We start from the raw sequence: 18,541 nt of genomic DNA, 5'->3' as shown, positions 1-18,541 counted from the left end.
AGCCAGGGTTCAGTGGGCCGGGGTCGCCTTGGTTTTCACCGGGACCGGTGCGGGCCGTGCCTTGGACGATCCGCGCATCTGCTCGAGCACCGTTGTGCACGTGTTGTCCGGGGCACCTTTGCTGGCGGCCACCAGCGGCAGCAGGGCGGCAACCGGCGCAGCGAATATGCCCAACGCAAGCGCGCCGCCGCCACGCAGGATCAGCGGTCCGGGTTGCACGCCAACGTCGGGATTCTTGAGGGTCCCCTTCACGTAAAGCGGTGAGCGCAGCGACAGGATGCGCAAGCCCTTCGACTCGGGTCGCACATCCAGGTCGAGCTTTTCGGTGGCGAAATTGACGTTGCCGTTTACGCGGATAGTGGCGTCTTCGGTATCAAATACGAACAGCTTGGTTTCGTAGAGCCCGTTGGTCGCCGCCAGGTCCGATGCCGCGCAGTTGATCTTCACCGTCTTGTCGCCGAACAGCTTGGCGATCACCACGTTCGCCACGTTGAGGCCAGCGGTTTCCAGCAAGGTCTTGCTGATCGCGCCGTCGTTCATCAGCAGCTTCAGCTCGCCGGTGGAGGTGCCCATCAATTCGCTCACGGAGTTGCCGCGCGCATCGAGCGCCGCGTCGCCGTTGATTTCGCCGAAGCTGGTGCGCATCGGTTCGAAGGTGGGAAACAGCTCCTTCAGCTTGAGGTGGCGCGCTTTGAGGCGAATGGTGCCCTTCATCGGCGTGGCGCTGCCATCCAGATGCAGATTGCTGGCCACCTTGCCGCCGGCGAGGTCGAAGTCGAGCGGGTCCAGCGTGAGTACGCCGTTGTCCATGATCACGTGCGTCGACAGCGCGTTGATGGGTAGCGCGGCATCACGCACGATGCGGGCGGCTCGGAAGGTGACATCCGCATCCATCGCCTGCCAGCGATCGGTGCGGAACGGCTCGACCGGCAGTACTTTGTCGGCTGGCTGGGACGTGGCATCGCCACGCTGCTGCTTCTGTGCGTTGGAGTCCGCGCCGATCAGTGGTGCGAGATCGGCGAAACGCAGCAATTGCGATGTCACGCTGCCCGACAGCTTGGGGCGCGCACCACCGGTATCAAAGGCAAGATCTCCGGACAGGTCGCTGCCACCCACGCGCCCGCGAAAATGGTCGTACGAGAAGTGGCTGGCGCCGCGCTTCAGGTTCGCCTTCAAATGGCCTTCCGTCGCATAGGGCGGCGTATCAGGCAGGGTCACGCCGATGAGTGGATAGAGCTTGGCCATGCTGGTGCCGGAGAACCACAGGCGGATATCGAGCGCAGCCAAGTGCAAGGGATCTGTGAGCGTGCCCACCATGGCGATGTGCGTGTCGCCGACATGCACATCAGCCTGCAGTGGGAACGGTTGGTCCGACTGCTGCAGGGCCAGCACGCCACCGGTCTTGCCGTTGCCGTCGACCGTCGCACCCTGGTATTTGCCCACCGCTTGCCAGACGAACTGATAGGTGGCGTTGGTATGGCCGGGCTCGTTGCCATCCTTGTCCGCATCCTTGGCGAGCTCTGTTTTCGCGGCCGCACCCACGGTACGACGGGCCTGTTCGCGCGCATCGGTGGATTGCTGAGCCACGATGTCGCCATAGGCAATGGCATGCTGCAGCATCTCGATCGTGACCTGGAGCTCGCTCTTGCTGACGGCATCGCTGAGCGTGACGTGGCCGCGATCGAAGCCGATAGCGTGCAGGTCGAATTGCCAAGCGGAGGGCGAACCACTGTCGGCCAGGGTGAACTCCCAGTTGGCCTGACCTTGCTTGTTGCGCTCCAGGTCAATCGTGGGTTGCGAGAGATACAGCACCGGGATTTCCACCCGATGCGCGATCAGCGGCAATGGCGAAATGCGAAAGTGGAGCGCGTCCAATCGTGCAAACAGCGGCTGGCTGGCCCAGTCGGGATTACCAATGCGGATGTCCTGCGCAACGAACTCCGGCCACGGCACCCAGCTTTCCATGCCACTCGCGCGTCGCTCACGCTGCCAATGCACGCTGAGGTCACCATTGATGGCGAACGGCCGCCCCAGGGTTTCGCTGGCGCGGGCATTGATGGTGGGTTTGAGCCGATTCCAGTCGAACGTGGCGATGACGATCAGCAGTACCACGATCAGCGCCAGGCAGACGCCGATAATCCGTGACACGATTTTCCACACCCGCCGCATGCTTCGCTCCCTCATGGCGTCGTGGGCATCCTGCCGGCCGAAGAGGTGAAGAAGGCGTGGTCTTGGGGTGTAGGGGCGTAGCGCTTGTTCACGATATCCACGCACATCGCGCGGATATCGGCAGGAATTGCGTTACTTTGCGCAGGACTGGAGAAAACAGGGAAGGAATATGCGCGTGATGAAGCATGGGATGCTGGCCGCCGCCTTGGTGTTGCTGGTTGCCGGATGTTCGAACAAGCAGGAAGCGGGGCCTCAGGGGATTGGCGGAGAGAAGGCAAAGGCCGGCGCGAAGCTGGCTTATGAACATCATCTGCGCATTGAACTGCCGGAGGGGCAGATGGCGCCGCGCATGGCGGCCGTGCGGCAAGCCTGCGATTCAGCACGTTTCGGTACTTGTGACGTGTTGCGCTTCGAGCAGAGCGAGCACGACGGAACGCTGGCCGTGCGCGTGGTGCCGTCAGGCGTAGAACCACTCAGCAGCATGGCCAGCCAGAACGGCAAGTTGGCGTGGCGGCAGACGCGGGCAGAGGATCTCGCCGATGCAGTCAACGACACCGAGCAGAAGCGGAAGCTGCTGGAAACCTATTCCGTGCAAGTCGAGCAACTGGCTCAGCGCAAGGACATATCGACCAGCGACCTCATCGCGCTCAGCCACGAACGCGCACAGATTCAGGTGCAGCGCGAGGAGCTTCAGAACACCGCGGCCCAGCAGCAGCGACGCATCGACACCAATCTGCTGCAGATGGATTTCACCGATAAGACGCGCAGCCAGCGTTTCGGCTTGTCATTGGGCGACTGGACTGACCAGTTGGTGGAAGGCATACGTGCAGCCTTGTCGATGCTGGCCTATGCCATTCCCTTCCTTCCGCTGGTCTTCGTGCTGGCGCTCGCGTGGCGCTGGGTATGGCGCAAAGTGACGCGCAAGTCGCGCGAGCGCGGCGCGGTCTCAAGCAAGTGTTCCCATAAGGACGTCGCCGCCGTTGCAGCGGCGACGTCCTGGCATCAATGCGCTGCCTTGGCGTCGCGCGCAGGGATGTTCACGCTGCACACGTCCACTTTGCCGGCCGGGATGCGATAGAAATCGTCGAGGCGATTGCGCTTGGCATCCACCAGGGCGGTGAAGGTTGCGCTGTCGGTGCGTAGCACCTCGACATTCGGGCGCTCGCTGGCGGGCAGATCCGCGGCAAGGCGGACCGAGCGGATGGTGATGCGCTGCTCGGGTTTCTCGTAAAAGCCCAGCGGACCGGTGCCGCGTGGCAGGCCCGATAGATACTCCATGCCCTGCAGCACGCGGCCGACCACGGCGATGTTGCGATCCAGCGCGCGCGGGGCCTGGCCGATCACGGCATAGAGCTCGCTGCCACTGCCGGTTTCCGGGTCAATGTCCCGACCGACGCCGACCATGCCGTAGCAATGCGTCAGCCATTGCTGCTGATGGGCCTTGTCGCGCCCCACCGGGAAGCCTTCGGAGAAGCCCACTTCCGGCGCGTAGAAGTCGCCGTCCTTCAAGGCAGTGAAGGGCAGCTTCGCGTCGTACGGGCGCGTGTATTCGGGTGGCAACCTGTCCTTGGCGGAACCCAGCGGCTTGAGCTTGCTGGTGTGGCTATCGTCCTCGTTGGCGGCATCCCCCCACTGGGTGACGAAATTGTCCTGCACGCGCTCGATGACGAGTCCGTCGTAATAGTGCTCGTGCGCCATGGTGCGGATGTTGGCGGCGTGCAACGGCGCGTAGTCAGGCGCCAGTTCGATCAGCACGCGGCCCTGCGGGAGCTGCATCACCAGCAGATTCTGGGGATCGGGCGTGCGCCATTCCTGCGGCTGGGACTTGGCGAGAAGCTCCTTGGGCGATGGCGTATGTGCGGGCTTTGTTTCGTCCGCGGCCACCGTGGCGGGCAGTGCGACGGCGAGTGCAAGGGCAAGGCAACGGCGCAGCAGCATGGAATCTCCCCGTGTCGGAAAGCTTGCAAGGTAGCAGAGCCCGCCGGTGGCTGCCCCTGCCGGACGGTAGGGGCGCTGTGCACGTTCGGGCCGCCAGCACAAGCCGCGAAACAAAGGCGCAGGTTCTCTACAATGCCGCCCCTTTGCCGTATTTGCCTGACTCTATGGACATCGTCGTCAACGAAGAACTCAAGGCCTACATCGACCCGCTCACCCCCGACGAGCACGAGGCGCTGGAGCGCAGCCTGCTCGCCGAAGGCTGCCGCGATTCGCTGGTGTTGTGGGGCAATGTGCTGGTGGACGGTCATAACCGCTATGGCATCTGCAAGACGCACGACTTGCCGTTCAACACGGTACAGAACACGCGCTTCCAGTCCATGGAGGACGTGCACCTGTGGATGATCGAGCAGCACCTGGGGCGGCGTAGCGTGTCCGATTTCCAGCGCGGCGTATTGGCGCTGCGCAAGCGTGAGATCCTGGCGGAGCGCCGCACGCGGGCCAAGCCTGCGCAGGACGATGCAGCACCTGCGCCCGCAACCGACGCAGCGCCTGACGTTGCCGTGCAGGAGCCCGCCGACGCACCGTCCGTTGCGAAAGGCAAGGCTGAGCCCTTGCCGAGCCGGCAGGAGCTGGCGCGCGAAGCACGCCTGAGCAACAGCCAGGTGGTGATGATCGAAAAGATCCAGAAGCAGGCAGCGCCTGAAGTGGTCGCGGCCGTCAAGTCCGGCGCGCTGTCGATCAACGCGGCGGCAGCGGTGGCGACCCTGCCGGAGGAAGAGCAGCGCGCAGCCGCCATCGCCGGCGACGACGAGCTCAAGCAGGCGGCCAAGCGCGTACGCGACGCCAAGCGTAAGCCGAAGAAGGAACCGGAGGCCGGCGAGGAGGATTTGCCGACGCTGCGCCGACGTGTGGCGGAACTGACCGCGGAAGTCGCGGACCTGAAGGCCGACAACGAAGCGCTGCGCGAACAGCTCGCGCGCTGGGAGCGCTCGGCCAACGCGTAACGCGTTTGCGGACGCCGTCCGCAATGAATACGTATGCAATGGCTGGTTGCTGCATTGCGATGCTTTCTACGATGCATCGCACTGCCGACCAGGTGGCTGCCGCGCGTGGGGAGTACGCGCGGTATGCCGTGGGATGTCTGATCTGTGCATCCCGTTCCTCCTTTCGACAGTGGTTTTCGCTTGCCCGCACGCCGCGGCAAGGATGTGCACCGTGGCGCCGACGCTGTTCGACCTGATCGTCAACGAAACAGGATGGAGGCTGACCCATGAAGTGCCCAAAGATTCTCGCCGCGCTGCTTGGCTGTGCGGTGCTCGCCGGTGTGCCCGTCATGCCGGTGCATGCGGCCATCAACAGCATGAGCCTGGGCGCGAGCTACGACGCGCAACAGGCCAACATCACCTTTCGCGTCTACTCCTCGCAGGCTACGCGCATCGTGCTGTACCTCTATTCGGCAGGCTACGGTGTGCAGGAGTCGGCCACGTACACGCTGAGCCCGGCGGGCAGTGGTGTGTGGGCGGTAACGGTGCCGGTGTCGTCGATCCAGGGGGCAGGCATCTCGGGCGCGGTGTACTACGGGTATCGCGCCTGGGGACCTAACTGGCCCTATGCCAGCAGTTGGGGCAAAGGCTCGCAGGTGGGCTTCGTTTCCGACGTCGATACCAATGGCAACCGCTTCAACCCCAACAAATTGTTGTTGGACCCCTACGCGCAGGAAGTGAGCCAGGATCCGCTGAACCCGTCCAACCAGAACGGCAACGTGTTCGCCTCTGGCGCGAGCTATCGCACCACCGACAGCGGCATCTACGCGCCCAAGGGCGTGGTGCTGGTGCCCAGCACGCAAAGTACCGGCACCAAGCCCACGCGCGCGCAGAAGGATGATGTGATCTACGAAGTACACGTGCGCGGTTTCACTGAGCAGGACACCTCCATTCCTGCGCAGTATCGCGGCACCTATTACGGCGCGGGGTTGAAGGCGAGTTACCTCGCCAGCCTCGGCGTGACGGCGGTGGAATTTTTGCCGGTGCAGGAGACGCAGAACGACGCGAACGATGTGGTTCCCAATTCAGACGCCAACCAGAACTACTGGGGCTACATGACGGAGAACTACTTCTCGCCGGATCGCCGCTATGCCTACAACAAGGCGGCTGGCGGTCCCACCGCGGAATTCCAGGCAATGGTGCAGGCGTTTCACAACGCGGGCATCAAGGTCTACATGGACGTGGTCTACAACCACACCGCCGAAGGCGGTACCTGGACCAGCAGCGATCCGACCACGGCCACCATCTACTCGTGGCGTGGCCTGGACAATGCCACGTACTACGAGCTGACCTCCGGCAATCAGTACTTCTACGACAACACTGGCATCGGCGCGAACTTCAATACGTACAACACCGTGGCGCAGAACCTTATCGTCGACTCGCTGGCCTATTGGGCGAACACGATGGGCGTGGATGGCTTCCGCTTCGACCTTGCCTCCGTGCTCGGCAACAGTTGCCTCAATGGCGCGTACACCGCTTCCGCACCGAATTGCCCGAACGGTGGTTACAACTTCGACGCGGCGGATTCCAATGTGGCGATCAACCGCATCCTGCGCGAGTTCACCGTTCGGCCTGCTGCGGGCGGTAGTGGCCTGGACCTGTTCGCGGAACCCTGGGCCATCGGTGGCAACTCGTATCAGTTGGGCGGATTTCCACAGGGTTGGTCCGAATGGAACGGCTTGTTCCGCGACAGCCTGCGGCAAGCGCAGAACGAGTTGGGCAGCATGACCATCTACGTGACGCAGGATGCGAATGACTTCTCCGGGTCGTCCAACCTGTTCCAGTCCAGCGGGCGGTCACCGTGGAACTCGATCAACTTTATCGACGTGCATGACGGCCTGACCTTGAAGGACGTGTACTCCTGCAACGGCGCCAGCAACAGCCAGGCATGGCCCTACGGACCGTCGGACGGTGGCACGAGCACCAACTACAGTTGGGATCAGGGTATGTCGGCGGGTACCGGTGCCGCTGTCGACCAGCGTCGTGCGGCGCGAACAGGCATGGCCTTCGAGATGTTGTCGGCGGGCACGCCGCTGATGCAGGGCGGTGACGAGTACCTGCGCACGCTCCAGTGCAACAACAACGCGTATAACCTCGATTCCAGCGCGAACTGGCTCAGCTACAGCTGGACCACCGACCAGTCGAACTTTTATACCTATGCGCAGCGCTTGATCGCGTTCCGCAAGGCGCATCCCGCGCTTCGCCCGTCAAGTTGGTATAGCGGCAGCCAGTTGGTGTGGTATCAGCCCAGTGGAGCGGTGGCGGACAGCAACTACTGGAACAACACCAGCAACTACGCCCTTGCCTACACCATCAATGGGCCGTCGTTGGGCGACAGCAATTCCATCTACGTCGCATACAACGGTTGGTCGAGCAGCGTGACGTTCACCTTGCCTGCGCCGCCGTCGGGTACGCAGTGGTATCGCGTCACCGATACCTGCGATTGGAACGATGGCGCCAATACGTTTGTTGCTCCGGGCAACGAGACCTTGATCGGTGGCGCTGGCACCACCTATGGGCAATGCGGTCAATCGCTGCTGCTGTTGATCTCCAAATAGCCGCGAGGCACCGGCGTTACCCGAACGGGTAGCGCCGGTGGCAGAGGAGCGGGCTAGGCTGACGTGTCTGTCACGATCTCATCGCCATACTCGAAACAAGCGCGGTGGGTAGCGGCTCGTTTTCTTCCTCTCAAGGATTCAGGTTATGGCGAATACCAAAGTGGCTGATGTCGTAACGGAAACGCTGCATGTGGCCGGTGTCCAGCGCATTTACGGTGTCGTGGGCGACAGCCTCAACGGCATTACCGATTCGCTGCGGCGGCGCGGCGATATCGACTGGATCCACGTGAGGCACGAGGAGTCCGCGGCATTCGCGGCAGGCGCGGAGGCGCACCTCACCGGTGAGCTCGCCGTTTGCGCCGGTAGCTGCGGCCCTGGCAACCTGCACCTGATCAACGGCCTGTTCGATTGCCATCGCTCGCGTGTACCGGTACTCGCTATTGCGGCACACATCCCCAGTGCGGAAATTGGTCGGGGCTACTTCCAGGAAACCCATCCGGAATCCCTGTTTCGCGAATGCAGCCACTACTGCGAGATGGTATCGAGTCCAGAACAATTGCCTGGCGTGCTGGAAAGCGCCATTCGCGCGGCGGTCGGCTTGCGTGGTGTAGCGGTGGTGATCATTCCTGGTGACGTCGCATTACGCGAGTTGAACGCCAAGCCGTCGGCGGGCGCGTCTATGGCGCTCCGGCCTCCCGTCGTGCAGCCAGCAGCGGCGGACGTCGATGCACTGGCGCAATTGCTCAATGGCAGCGGCAAAGTCACCTTGCTGTGTGGACGCGGTTGCGCGGGTGCACATGATCCCTTGCTGAAGTTGGCCGAGGCACTGAAAGCACCCATCGTGCATGCGTTTGGTGGCAAAGAATACGTGGAATACGACAACCCGTACGACGTCGGCATGACCGGGTTGATCGGCTTCAGCTCCGGCTATCACGCCATGTTGAACTGCGACACGTTGTTGATGCTGGGCACCGATTTCCCGTATCGCCAGTTCTATCCGACGGACGCGAAGATCGCGCAGGTCGATGTGCGACCGGAGAATCTCGGGCGACGCACTCGGTTGGATCTCGGCATGGTGGGCGATGTATCCGCCACCATTGGTGCGCTCCTGCCGAAGCTGAAGGCGCGGACGGATCGGGCCTACTTGGATGCCTGCCTGGCGCACTATCGCAAGGCGCGGGAAGGCCTGGATGAACTGGCGACAGGCAAGCCAGGGCGCAAGCCCATCCACCCGCAATACTTGGCCAAGCTGGTCAGCGAAGCGGCGGCGGACGATGCGATCTTCACCTTTGATGTGGGCACGCCGTCGATCTGGGCTGCGCGTTATCTCAGCATGAATGGGCGTCGACGCTTGATCGGCTCGTTGGTGCATGGCTCGATGGCGAACGCTATGCCTCAGGCCATCGGTGCGCAGGCCGCGTTTCCCGCACGGCAGGTGATCAGCCTTTCCGGCGATGGCGGTTTCACCATGTTGATGGGCGATTTCCTCACGCTGGTGCAGCACAAGCTGCCGGTGAAAGTGGTGGTGTTCAATAACCACACGCTCGGCTTCGTGGCGTTGGAGATGAAGGCGGGTGGCTACCTGGAAACGGGGACGTCGCTGGTGAATCCTGATTTCGCCGCCGTAGCGCGGGCGGCCGGCGTGCACGCCATACGCGTGGAAGATCCCGGCGATCTGCCCGCAGCGGTGAAAGACATCCTTGCGCACGATGGTCCCGCATTGCTGGATGTGGTCACCAATACACAGGAACTGGCCATGCCACCCAGCATCAAGCTGGAACAAGCCAAGGGCTTCGGCCTGTGGGCACTGCGTACCGTCATCAATGGGCGTGGCGACGAGCTGATCGAGCTGGCGAAGAGCAATCTGTTCCGTTGATCGCAGAGATACCGGCTACGGCGCTGCTGCTTGCGCGGGCTTTCTGGCCGCTGGCTGATGGGCTGGCCCCGCAGCACTCGTTGTATGAGCGATCAATAGGGGCGTTTCTGTCAGGCAGGCGAAGGGAATCCTTCAGGGTTGTGAAAGAAGGGCCGCGTCTGCTGCGTTTGCCCGTGCGTGATGAATGAAAGTCAGCGCGATAGGCCATGGCGCGCCATGCGCGCAGGTCTTTGCTGCCGGATTTCTGCATAGCGCCGTAGCGAAATGCCGTAGAAAGTAAGCGGTGCAACAGTGCCATGACCCGGTAGCGGCGCGATGCCTGTGCGTTACTCCAGAGAGCAATTGACAGCGAAGTTTGCGGAGCTGGATGCGGAACTGGTCCGGCTGGCTGCTATCGATGCGCCCGAAGAGGATCGTTGGGCGGCTTTCGAGCAACTGGTACATATGCCCACGTCAGCGATCGATGAGGGAGACCGGCGATGGTGGTGGGAGCAGTTGTACGCCACGATGGAACGCCACGGAATGACCGAATTGAGTCGACTGTTCTGACGGCCCTTTCCTGAGGATCGGGCTGCATGGCTTTCGCGGAACTGCGTCTTCAAGCGCACGCCCTTGCGCTCATCGAGCCCCGGGATATCCCCCGGGCTGTTTTTTCTTAGTGGTCGCGTTGAAGCGGTTGCTCAGTCGGGGCACGGTGTGCAGTGCGGAACGCACGGTGGCTTTCTCAGCCGGCCGGCTGCGTCGCGGTAACGTGGTTAGCGCTCGCGATGGAAGCAGGTGCATAGCTCGGTGCGCTGATCATGGCGCCCAAGGTCAGCACGCAGACCAGCAGGCAGGCGGCGAACAGGCTGTGCAGCATCAGGTTCTCGAATTTCATGATGGTTCTCCTTAAACGGGGTTGAGTGGCTTTCATGGATATACATGGCAAGCCTCGTGCCAACGCGCGATATCGCTGGAAAACCGCGTCACCAAGCCATTTTCACCATTCCTTCAAACGCCCAGGAACTGTCCGCGGACGTTGTCCGGACAGGTGGCGCGGACTGCGGACAAGCGCGGACATCGCGTGAAGGAAGACCCGGTGCACCCAGGGCAGCCATCGGATCCGGTGTGATACGGTGCCGAACCTTCGGTTCATGCGCACCGCCGAGGTGCCAGGCGTGACCGGGTTGTCCATGCTGGCTCAAGGAACACATTGGTGATGCACGCTGTTTCCCCGTTGATAGCGCCCGAATTGTTCGACATGCCGCCAGAGCTGCTCTGGCTATCGCACTGCAAGGACGGTCCGCTGCCCCTGGCCTCTGCGGACACGGTGCGTGCTCTGCTGGATACCGAACTTCGCCCCTGGGATCTGCGCTGGAACGAGGATTTCCTCGACGTGCAGCGATCCCTGCGTGATATCAGCGCGACACTGCTTGGTGTCGATGCGCACGATATGAGTCTGGTGACCTGCACCTCGACCGGGCTGGAAGTGGTGGCGCTGGGGTATCCCTGGCAGCAGGGTGACGAGGTGGTGATTCCCGCCGGGGAGTTCCCCAGCAACCGGCTACCCTGGCTGTCGCTTGCACGCCGCGGTGTGACCTGCACAGAGGTTGCCTTGTGGGAAGGGCAGTCCGCACGTGCTCCCGACGCGGGCATCGAGCCCGAACAGCGGCTGTTGGACGCCATTACGCCGCGCACGCGGGTCATCGCGGTGTCGTGGGTGCGCTACCAGGACGGTGTTCGGCTTGATCTGAATAAGTTGGGCCGGGGGTGCCGTGAGCGCGGCGTCCATCTGGTCGTCGACGGCATCCAGGGCGCGGGCACCGTGGCTTCGTCGTTCGATGGCGTCAGCGCGTTTTCTACCGGCGGGCACAAGGGCTTGCTGGGTCTGCAGGGACAGGGCTTGCTGTGGACGGATCGCACGTTCCGCCAGCAGCTGATCCCCTTGGGTACCTGGCTGTCCGCACCCGACGATTTCTCGCAGAGCGGCACGCAAACGCAGAGTGATGAACCCTGGGCGACGGACGGGCGACGCCTGGAGGCGGGCAGTCCGTCCATCCTGTCGTGCGCGGCGCTGGCGTCATCCATCCGCTTGCTGGTGCAGAGCGGTGGGGCGGCGAGCATCCAGGCGCATGTCGCCCAATTGCAGCGGAGCTTGCTCGCCATGCTGGCGGCAGACGCGGCGTGGGCGGTGGAGGCGGGGCGATTGGGAGACCTGCTCGCGGCAGGCAAGATGGGTTCGATACTGTCGTTCGCGGTGCCGCCCGAGACATCGGCGCGTTTGCTCAATGCTGCCCAAGCGCAGGGCATCAGCGCGAGCACGCGCGAAGGCTACCTGCGCATCGCGTTCCACGGCTGGCATGGATCGAGCGACGTCGCGCGTTGTGCGGCGTGGTTGCTTTCGTCGCCAGGCTGACGCCGATCGCTCCGGGTGCCGGCCCGGTTACTCCAACGTGAAGCCCACCTTCAACGTCACTTGCCAGTACGCCACCTTGCCGTCATCGACGTGGCCACGGGTGTCGATGACGTGGAACCAGCGGATGTTGCGTACTGTCTTGGACGCATGCTCGATGGCTGTACGGATGGCATCGTCGCTGCTGGTCTTGGAGGACCCGGTGAGTTCGATGGACTTGTAGACGTGCTCGGACATGCGTGTGGTCTCCACTGGGGCCGTGCCGGATCGCAGGCCTCCAACCACTCCATACCCCCACTCGCCAAGAAGGTGTGAAGGCTGCTCTGGGCGGCCTTATCGGCGTCCGCCGAGCCGGTGTGGCGGCAGCGCCTAGGTCGCCGGCCCGTTCGCAGGGCCCGGCGCAAGCGGCATCGGGCCCAGGAACATCTGCCTGAGCTTTTGCTCACCGATCACGCGGGCAAGTTCGGCGAATACGCAATAGTTGAAGATGAGTATCAGCAACATGAGCTGGATGGCCCAGAAGTGAGCCCAGTTCATTTGCGTCATCAGTTGGTGGTTGGCGGCGCCGATGGCGTGCGTTTCCTTCCAGAACTCGTGCAGGCGTTCCAGATAGTGGATGAATGTCGCGACCGCCATGTACATCAACGTCTTCCATGCTGCGTTCCAGATCAGCGGCTTTTCCGGAAAACGATTGATGAAAGGCAGCATGTTGGCGATCAGCACGGCCTTGCCGAGGATCAGCGCGGAAATCACGATGGTGGCGAAGGTTGGCAGCGAGAGCCCGGTGCCCTTGGTGAGAAGCGCACGAATCAATACGACGATATTGATGGTGACGAAAAAGAAGATCGTCGGCGGGAGCAACTTCATGAACTCGTGTTTGATCTTTACTGCTATCCCGCTCATGAGCTGCTCCGGATAGGTGGCAATCGCTTGGCCGTAGAGGGATTCATGGCAGCCTGCGTGGCGAAGAATGCGTCGCTTGCAACGTATGCATGGGAGCTTCGTGCTCCGCCGTATTTCAGCGTTTTGCGTGCCCCTGCGGATAGCGAACATCTACGGTCGGGTGTTTAGGTAATTCGGTCTAAGTACGTTTCGTCTCTGTCACGGTGCAGCCGGTTTGCCTACGCGCCATCTTCACGTCCGTTGGGGGTTTATTTCGCTTTGCCGGGCAACACCATCGCTTGGCGCCATACCTGAGCTGCGTGGGGGAGATGGCAGGAATGGGAGACTTAGACGCCAACGAATTGGCCACCATCCTGGTGGTCGACGACGCTGCCGATAACCGGCTGATCCTGTCCGAACTGTTGAGGCCGATCTATCGCGTGCTTGAAGCATCCGACGGCGAAATGGCGTTGCTCATCGCTTCCAATGAGCAACCGGACCTGATCCTGCTCGATGTCGTCATGCCGGGCTTGTCCGGTTTCGATGTCTGCCGCCAGCTCAAAACGAACGGAAAGACACGGGACATCCCCGTGATCTTCCTCACCTCGCTCAATGCCACGGAAGACGAGACGCGTGGGCTGGTGCTGGGTGCGGTGGACTACATCACCAAGCCGGTGAATCCTCCCGTGGTGATGGCGCGCGTGGCCGCGCAGCTTCGGTTGCGGGCGGTGGCGGAGTTCCTGCGCGACAAGAACGCGTACCTCGAGAGCGAGGTGGCCCGCCGCACGCGAGAAGTCACGGCTGTCCAGGAGGCGACTATCCTCGCGCTTACCTCGCTGGCCGAGACGCGCGACAACGAAACGGGGAACCACATTCGGCGCACGCAGCACTACGTGAGAGTGCTGGCCGATGCACTGAAAGACCACCCACGCTTTGCGGCCGTACTGGATGAGCCTGGGCGCCTGCTGATGTTTCAGTCCGCGCCTTTGCATGACATCGGCAAGATCGGCATCCCCGATCACATCCTGCTCAAGCCAGGACGGTTGACGCCGGAAGAGTACGAGGTGATGAAGACGCACACCACGCTGGGGCGCGACGCGCTACAGCGGGCTGAAGATCGGTTGGGTACGCCGATGGCGTTCCTGTGCATCGCCAAGGAGATGGCGTACAGCCATCAGGAGCGATGGGATGGCAGCGGCTATCCCGAAGGCAAGAAAGGTGAGGCCATTCCGGTGTCCGCGAGGCTCATGGCCGTTGCCGACGTGTATGACGCGCTGATCAGCCCGCGTGTCTACAAGAAAGGCAGGACGCACGAGGAGGCTGTCGCCATGATGGCCGCCAAGCGAGGCATAGACTTCGATCCGGATGTGCTCGATGCCTTCCTGTCGAAGCAGGATACCTTCCGCGCGATCGCCGGCCAGTTCTCCGATGAGGATGCCGCGCACGGCAATGGCCTCGCGCATCATCTTGCTACCTGAAGGTATGGCGGAAATCGATGAGCCGCTTGTTCGAACGACTGGAACGCCTACCGTTGCGACTACGCTTGCAACTTGGGTTCGGCGGCGTATTGCTCATTGCGATCTTGTTGGGCGCCTATAGCCTCAGTGTGCAGCGCATCCAGATGGAGCGGATCGAACGGCTTTACGAGCAGGACATGCAGGGCCTGCTCCATATCGAAGCCGCACGGGCGGCGCTGGCAGATATGGGGCAGGATCTGCGACAGGCCGTGCTGTCGGCGCCGGGGCCCGGGCGCCGAGCTGCGCTGGGTGAAGCGTCTGAAGCACAAGCCCTGGTACGAAGCGAGATGGATCAAGCTTCGCCGCGTATCTACAGCGAGGCCAACAAACATAACCTCGCCGAATTCGAGCGGGCCTTTGCGAACTACGCACATCAGGTCGACAGTGTGGCGGCATTGCTCAGTACGAATAGCGCGCAAGATCACGTCGCCGCCGACGTCATTGTCTCGAGCGACTTTCAGCAAGCGGGTATCGTCGCCAGAGATGCCTTGGATCGCATCACACGGGTAAAGCGGGCAGGTGCTAGCGACGAGGTACAGAACGCCTTTGCGCGCTTCCATGTCGATGTCGAGCTCACCGTGTGGCTGATCGTGTTGGGACTGATCGCCGGCGTGCTGTTTGGCCGACTGATCAGTCGCACGGTACGGCGTCCTGCGGAGGGGTTGCGAAATGCACTGAAATTGCTGAGTGTCGGCCGGTTGGACATCACCGTTCCCTATACGGATTATCCCAACGAAGTGGGTGAGTTGGCCCGCGCCATCGCGACTCTGCAGGCGGAAGGCCGGCAGACGGAAGCGCAGCGCTGGGTGACGGCGCACGCAGCATCGATTGCGCGCGAGCTGCAATCGATCACCGAGCCCGATGTGTTGGGCGACCGGTTTCTTTCGTCCATGGCACGGCTGGTACCCATCGGCCACGCGGCGCTCTACGCACATGAACCATCCACGCGGCGACTGCGCCTGCAAGGAAGCTATGCCGCAGCGCTGGCGCGACCGGTGTTCAGCATGGGAGAAGGTCTGGTCGGGCAATGCGCTGTGGAGCGGCGCACGCTTACTCTTTCTGACCCAACCGCTGATTTCTTAAAAGTGACGACAGGACTGGGGGAGAACCCTCCCGTCCAGATCCTGGTTATCCCCGTAGTACGGAATGAGCGCCTGCTCGGCGTGGTTGAGCTGGGCACGCTCGCGCCGTTCACCGACGCACAGCAGGCGTTGGTCGATGAACTGCTGCCGGTGCTGGCCATCAACATGGAAATGCTCGAGCACGGGCTGGATATGCGCCACCTGCTGGAGCAGAGCAGGCAGCAGGCCGCATCGCTCATCGAGAAAACCGCCGCGCTGGAGGCGACGCAGCACACCATTGAAGCCGCCCGTGCCTAGTATCGCGGCATCATCGAATCCGCGCCGGACGGCATGATGATCGTCGATGAGAAGGGCCGCATTGTCCTCGCCAACCCACGCCTGGAGGCGATGTTCGGCTACCAACGCGGCGAATTGGAAGGTGCTCCCATCGAGCGGCTGGTGCCTCCGCGGTCGGATGCGAATCACGTCAAGCTTCGCCAGAACTTCTTTGTACAAGGCGAGAGCCGGCGGATGGGGCGCGCCAACGTCGATCTGCGTGGCAGGCGAAAGGACGGCAGCGAGCTTTCGGTGGAGATCGGCCTTTCCTTCCTCCCCGCACTGGATACGCAGGGGCGCTGCGTATGTGCCGCCGTGCGCGACGTTAGCCAGCGTCGCGCCATGGAGCTGGCGCTCATGCAGAGCGAGGAGCGGCTCCAGTACATCCTCGACAACAGTCCAGTGAGCATCGCCGTATCTACACAGGGGCGGATCTGCTTTGCCAACCCCAAGTTCTTGGCGACCTTTGGGGTCGGTGTGGGTGACACCACGGCGCCGATGTATGTGGAGACCGGTCAGCGCGCGCGTATCTGGGCCAGCCTGGACAACCAGGGCATGGTGTCCAATAGCGAGGTTCGCATGTACGACGCGCAACGCCGCGAACGCGACATGCTCACTACGTTTCTGCCCATCGACTACGACGGCGAGCCGGGCGTGTTGGCCTGGCTGGTAGATATCACTGACCACAACGCAGCGCAGGCCGCCATGTTGCATGCCAAGGAGGCAGCGGAGGAGGCGGCCCGGGTCAAGAGCGACTTTCTCGCCAACATGAGCCACGAAATCCGTACGCCGATGAACGCAATCATCGGCATGAGTCATCTCGCGCTGGAGTCGCCGAGCGATGACAGGCAGCGAAGCTATCTGGAGAACATTCACCGCGCCGCGGAAAGCCTGCTGCACATCATCAACGATGTCCTTGATTTTTCGCGCATCGAGGCGGGACGCATGCGCTTGGAGCGCGTGCCGTTCAACCTGGATGAGGTGATGACACACGTCGCGGGCATGATCGGCTTGCAGGCAGAAGATAAAGGGTTGGAGCTGCTATTCCAGTATCAAGGCGACCCGCCGACGGCGTTGGTTGGCGACCCGCTGCGACTGGAGCAAATCCTCGTCAATCTTGCCAGCAACGCGGTGAAGTTCACCGACCATGGATCCATCATCATCGGCGTCGAGAAGGAGCAGGGCGATGGTGAGCAGGTAACGCTGCATTTCCGTGTCACCGATACGGGCATAGGCATGAACGCCGATCAGTGCGCGCGCATCTTTGAGTCGTTCGTGCAGGCCGACTCGTCCACCACGCGAAAGTACGGCGGCTCCGGGCTCGGGCTAGCCATCTCCCACGATCTGGCGGAGATGATGGGTGGAGCGATCTGGGTCGAGAGCGAGCCTGGCCGTGGATCGACGTTTCATGTACGCCTGAGCCTGCGCGTGCAGCCGCAGGGCAGCACATCGCCAGAGCCAGCCGTGGTTGCAGGCGCGTCGCTGCTGCTCGTTGACGACAGCGATGCAACCTGCCGAATTCTGGCTGCCATGGCTGGCGGACTGGGCTGGGCGGTGGACGTCGCAGGAACCGCGGATGAGGGTTCGCGACGCGTGCAACAGGCCCGCCGTGACGGACGGCCGTATCGTGTTGTGTTGGTCGACGCGCGTATACCGGGGTATGAGGCTATCGCCGCCAACGTGCATGGCCACGAGCGGCTGCTGTCAATGGTGTCGGCGTATCGGCGCGACGGAAGGGATGAAACCACCGGAGCGTCGGGCGATGTATTGGTCAAGCCCGTGACGCCACGCGCGCTGGGTGATGCCCTGGCTCGTTTGCTCGACCGCACTCCCGCTCGCGCAGCAACGGTGGACATCGCGCAGCCGGAGGCACAGGCCCGCGCCGCCTCTGCGTTATCCGGGCGGCGGGTACTGCTGGCTGAGGACAATGACCTGAACCGGGAGCTGGCGGTAGAGCTGCTCCGGCGCGAGGGTATCGATGTGGTGGTGGCACACAATGGACGCGAGGCCGTGGACATCGTGGCGGCCGATCCCTGCGTCGACGGCGTCCTGATGGATTGCCAGATGCCCGTTATGGATGGCTACGCTGCAACCCGCGCCATTCGCACGGAATTACACCTCGCCGATCTTCCCGTGATCGCTATGACAGCGGATGCCTCGGTCGGCGATCGCGAGAAGGCGTTGGCGGCTGGCATGAACGATCACATCGCCAAGCCGTTGGATATCCCCACCATGTTTGCCACCTTGGCGCGATGGATCAAGCCTCGCGCTGCATCCGCTGGCGCCATGGCCGTGGATGTTGGCGTAGCAGGTGAGCTTCCGGGTGTCGATCAGCCGATGGGTTTGCGTATCTGCGGTAACAACGCGGCGCTCTATCGTCGTTTGTTAGGCATGTTTCTGCAGAGCAACAAGGAGTTTGCGCAGGCATTCAAGGTGGCCAATGACCGCGACCCGTCGGAGGCTTACCGCATCGCGCACACGCTGCGCGGGTCCGCCGCGAATATCGGAGCGTCGATGGTTGCCACGGCGGCCAGCGAACTGCAGCAAGCCTGTAAGAACGGTTCGCCCCAGCAGGAAGTGGACCGCCTGCTGGCGAAAGTCGTGGCTGCATTGCATCCCGTGCTCGAAGGGCTTGAGCGCATTAAAACCATGGATGCGCGCTAGATAGGCCGTTTTTCCGCTGCGCGTGACAGATGTGTGAAGAAACCTAAGCCCCTACTGAACACCGTGCCGCATGTGCAAAAGGATGACATGTCTTGCACATGAGAT

At 62.5% G+C, this 18,541-nt stretch carries 14 protein-coding genes; 9 read left to right on the top strand and 5 right to left on the bottom strand.

What is annotated here, in order from left to right:
- Positions 1–9: 9 nt before the first annotated feature.
- On the bottom strand, positions 10–2,169 hold the full coding sequence (locus DYST_RS06930) for an AsmA family protein (protein ID WP_275666938.1): 2,160 nt from the start codon (positions 2,167–2,169) through the stop codon (positions 10–12).
- Between the two features lie 178 nt (positions 2,170–2,347).
- On the opposite strand from DYST_RS06930, the gene DYST_RS06925 reads away from it, so the two are divergent.
- The gene (locus tag DYST_RS06925) at positions 2,348–3,247 is read left to right on the top strand and encodes a DUF4349 domain-containing protein (protein WP_239952084.1); all 900 of its coding nucleotides are present in this window, start codon (positions 2,348–2,350) and stop codon (positions 3,245–3,247) included.
- Here DYST_RS06925 and DYST_RS06920 read toward each other — a convergent pair.
- Positions 3,172–4,107 (bottom strand): peptidylprolyl isomerase, encoded by a 936-nt coding sequence (locus DYST_RS06920; protein WP_239950917.1) that lies wholly within the window; start codon positions 4,105–4,107, stop codon positions 3,172–3,174. The two genes, DYST_RS06925 and DYST_RS06920, sit on opposite strands and share 76 nt — an antisense overlap.
- Before the next feature lie 164 nt (positions 4,108–4,271).
- Here DYST_RS06920 and DYST_RS06915 point away from each other — a divergent pair, with 164 nt between their 5' ends.
- The 4 genes from DYST_RS06915 to DYST_RS06900 all read left to right on the top strand — a co-directional run bounded on the left by DYST_RS06915 (position 4,272) and on the right by DYST_RS06900 (position 10,133).
- Positions 4,272–5,111 (top strand): plasmid replication/partition related protein, encoded by an 840-nt coding sequence (locus DYST_RS06915; RefSeq protein ID WP_239950915.1) that lies wholly within the window; start codon positions 4,272–4,274, stop codon positions 5,109–5,111.
- Positions 5,112–5,377: 266 nt separating this feature from the next.
- A complete protein-coding gene (locus DYST_RS06910; protein WP_239950913.1) occupies positions 5,378–7,708 on the top strand; it encodes an isoamylase in 2,331 nt (776 codons plus the stop codon).
- 145 nt (positions 7,709–7,853) lie between these two features.
- The gene (poxB, locus tag DYST_RS06905; RefSeq protein ID WP_239950911.1) at positions 7,854–9,584 is read left to right on the top strand and encodes a ubiquinone-dependent pyruvate dehydrogenase; all 1,731 of its coding nucleotides are present in this window, start codon (positions 7,854–7,856) and stop codon (positions 9,582–9,584) included.
- Between the two features lie 315 nt (positions 9,585–9,899).
- A complete protein-coding gene (locus tag DYST_RS06900; RefSeq protein WP_233202436.1) occupies positions 9,900–10,133 on the top strand; it encodes a hypothetical protein in 234 nt (77 codons plus the stop codon).
- A 175-nt stretch (positions 10,134–10,308) separates the two neighbouring features.
- On the opposite strand, the gene DYST_RS06895 is transcribed toward DYST_RS06900, so the two are convergent.
- Positions 10,309–10,461, bottom strand: a complete 153-nt coding sequence (locus DYST_RS06895; protein ID WP_239950908.1) for a hypothetical protein — start codon at positions 10,459–10,461, stop codon at positions 10,309–10,311.
- A gap of 321 nt (positions 10,462–10,782) precedes the next feature.
- On the opposite strand from DYST_RS06895, the gene DYST_RS06890 reads away from it, so the two are divergent.
- Positions 10,783–11,979: an aminotransferase class V-fold PLP-dependent enzyme gene (locus DYST_RS06890; protein WP_239950907.1), complete on the top strand. Its 1,197-nt coding sequence runs from the start codon at positions 10,783–10,785 to the stop codon at positions 11,977–11,979.
- 27 nt (positions 11,980–12,006) lie between these two features.
- Here DYST_RS06890 and DYST_RS06885 read toward each other — a convergent pair whose 3' ends face one another.
- A complete protein-coding gene (locus tag DYST_RS06885; RefSeq protein WP_102303414.1) occupies positions 12,007–12,213 on the bottom strand; it encodes a dodecin in 207 nt (68 codons plus the stop codon).
- 132 nt (positions 12,214–12,345) lie between these two features.
- Positions 12,346–12,879, bottom strand: a complete 534-nt coding sequence (locus tag DYST_RS06880) for a hypothetical protein (protein ID WP_239950905.1) — start codon at positions 12,877–12,879, stop codon at positions 12,346–12,348.
- A 317-nt stretch (positions 12,880–13,196) separates the two neighbouring features.
- On the opposite strand from DYST_RS06880, the gene DYST_RS06875 reads away from it, so the two are divergent.
- From DYST_RS06875 to DYST_RS06865, 3 genes are read left to right on the top strand one after another with little or no spacing between them, the layout of a single operon-like run.
- The gene (locus DYST_RS06875) at positions 13,197–14,336 is read left to right on the top strand and encodes a response regulator (RefSeq protein WP_239950903.1); all 1,140 of its coding nucleotides are present in this window, start codon (positions 13,197–13,199) and stop codon (positions 14,334–14,336) included.
- Between the two features lie 17 nt (positions 14,337–14,353).
- On the top strand, positions 14,354–15,754 hold the full coding sequence (locus tag DYST_RS06870) for a GAF domain-containing protein (protein ID WP_239950901.1): 1,401 nt from the start codon (positions 14,354–14,356) through the stop codon (positions 15,752–15,754).
- 9 nt (positions 15,755–15,763) lie between these two features.
- Positions 15,764–18,436 (top strand): ATP-binding protein, encoded by a 2,673-nt coding sequence (locus DYST_RS06865; protein WP_343214873.1) that lies wholly within the window; start codon positions 15,764–15,766, stop codon positions 18,434–18,436.
- Positions 18,437–18,541: the final 105 nt, after the last annotated feature.

Source organism: Dyella terrae (assembly GCF_022394535.1).
GTDB lineage: Bacteria > Pseudomonadota > Gammaproteobacteria > Xanthomonadales > Rhodanobacteraceae > Dyella.
Note: the sequence above shows the minus strand (reverse complement) of the source record. Positions and strands in the feature narration are given on the sequence as shown.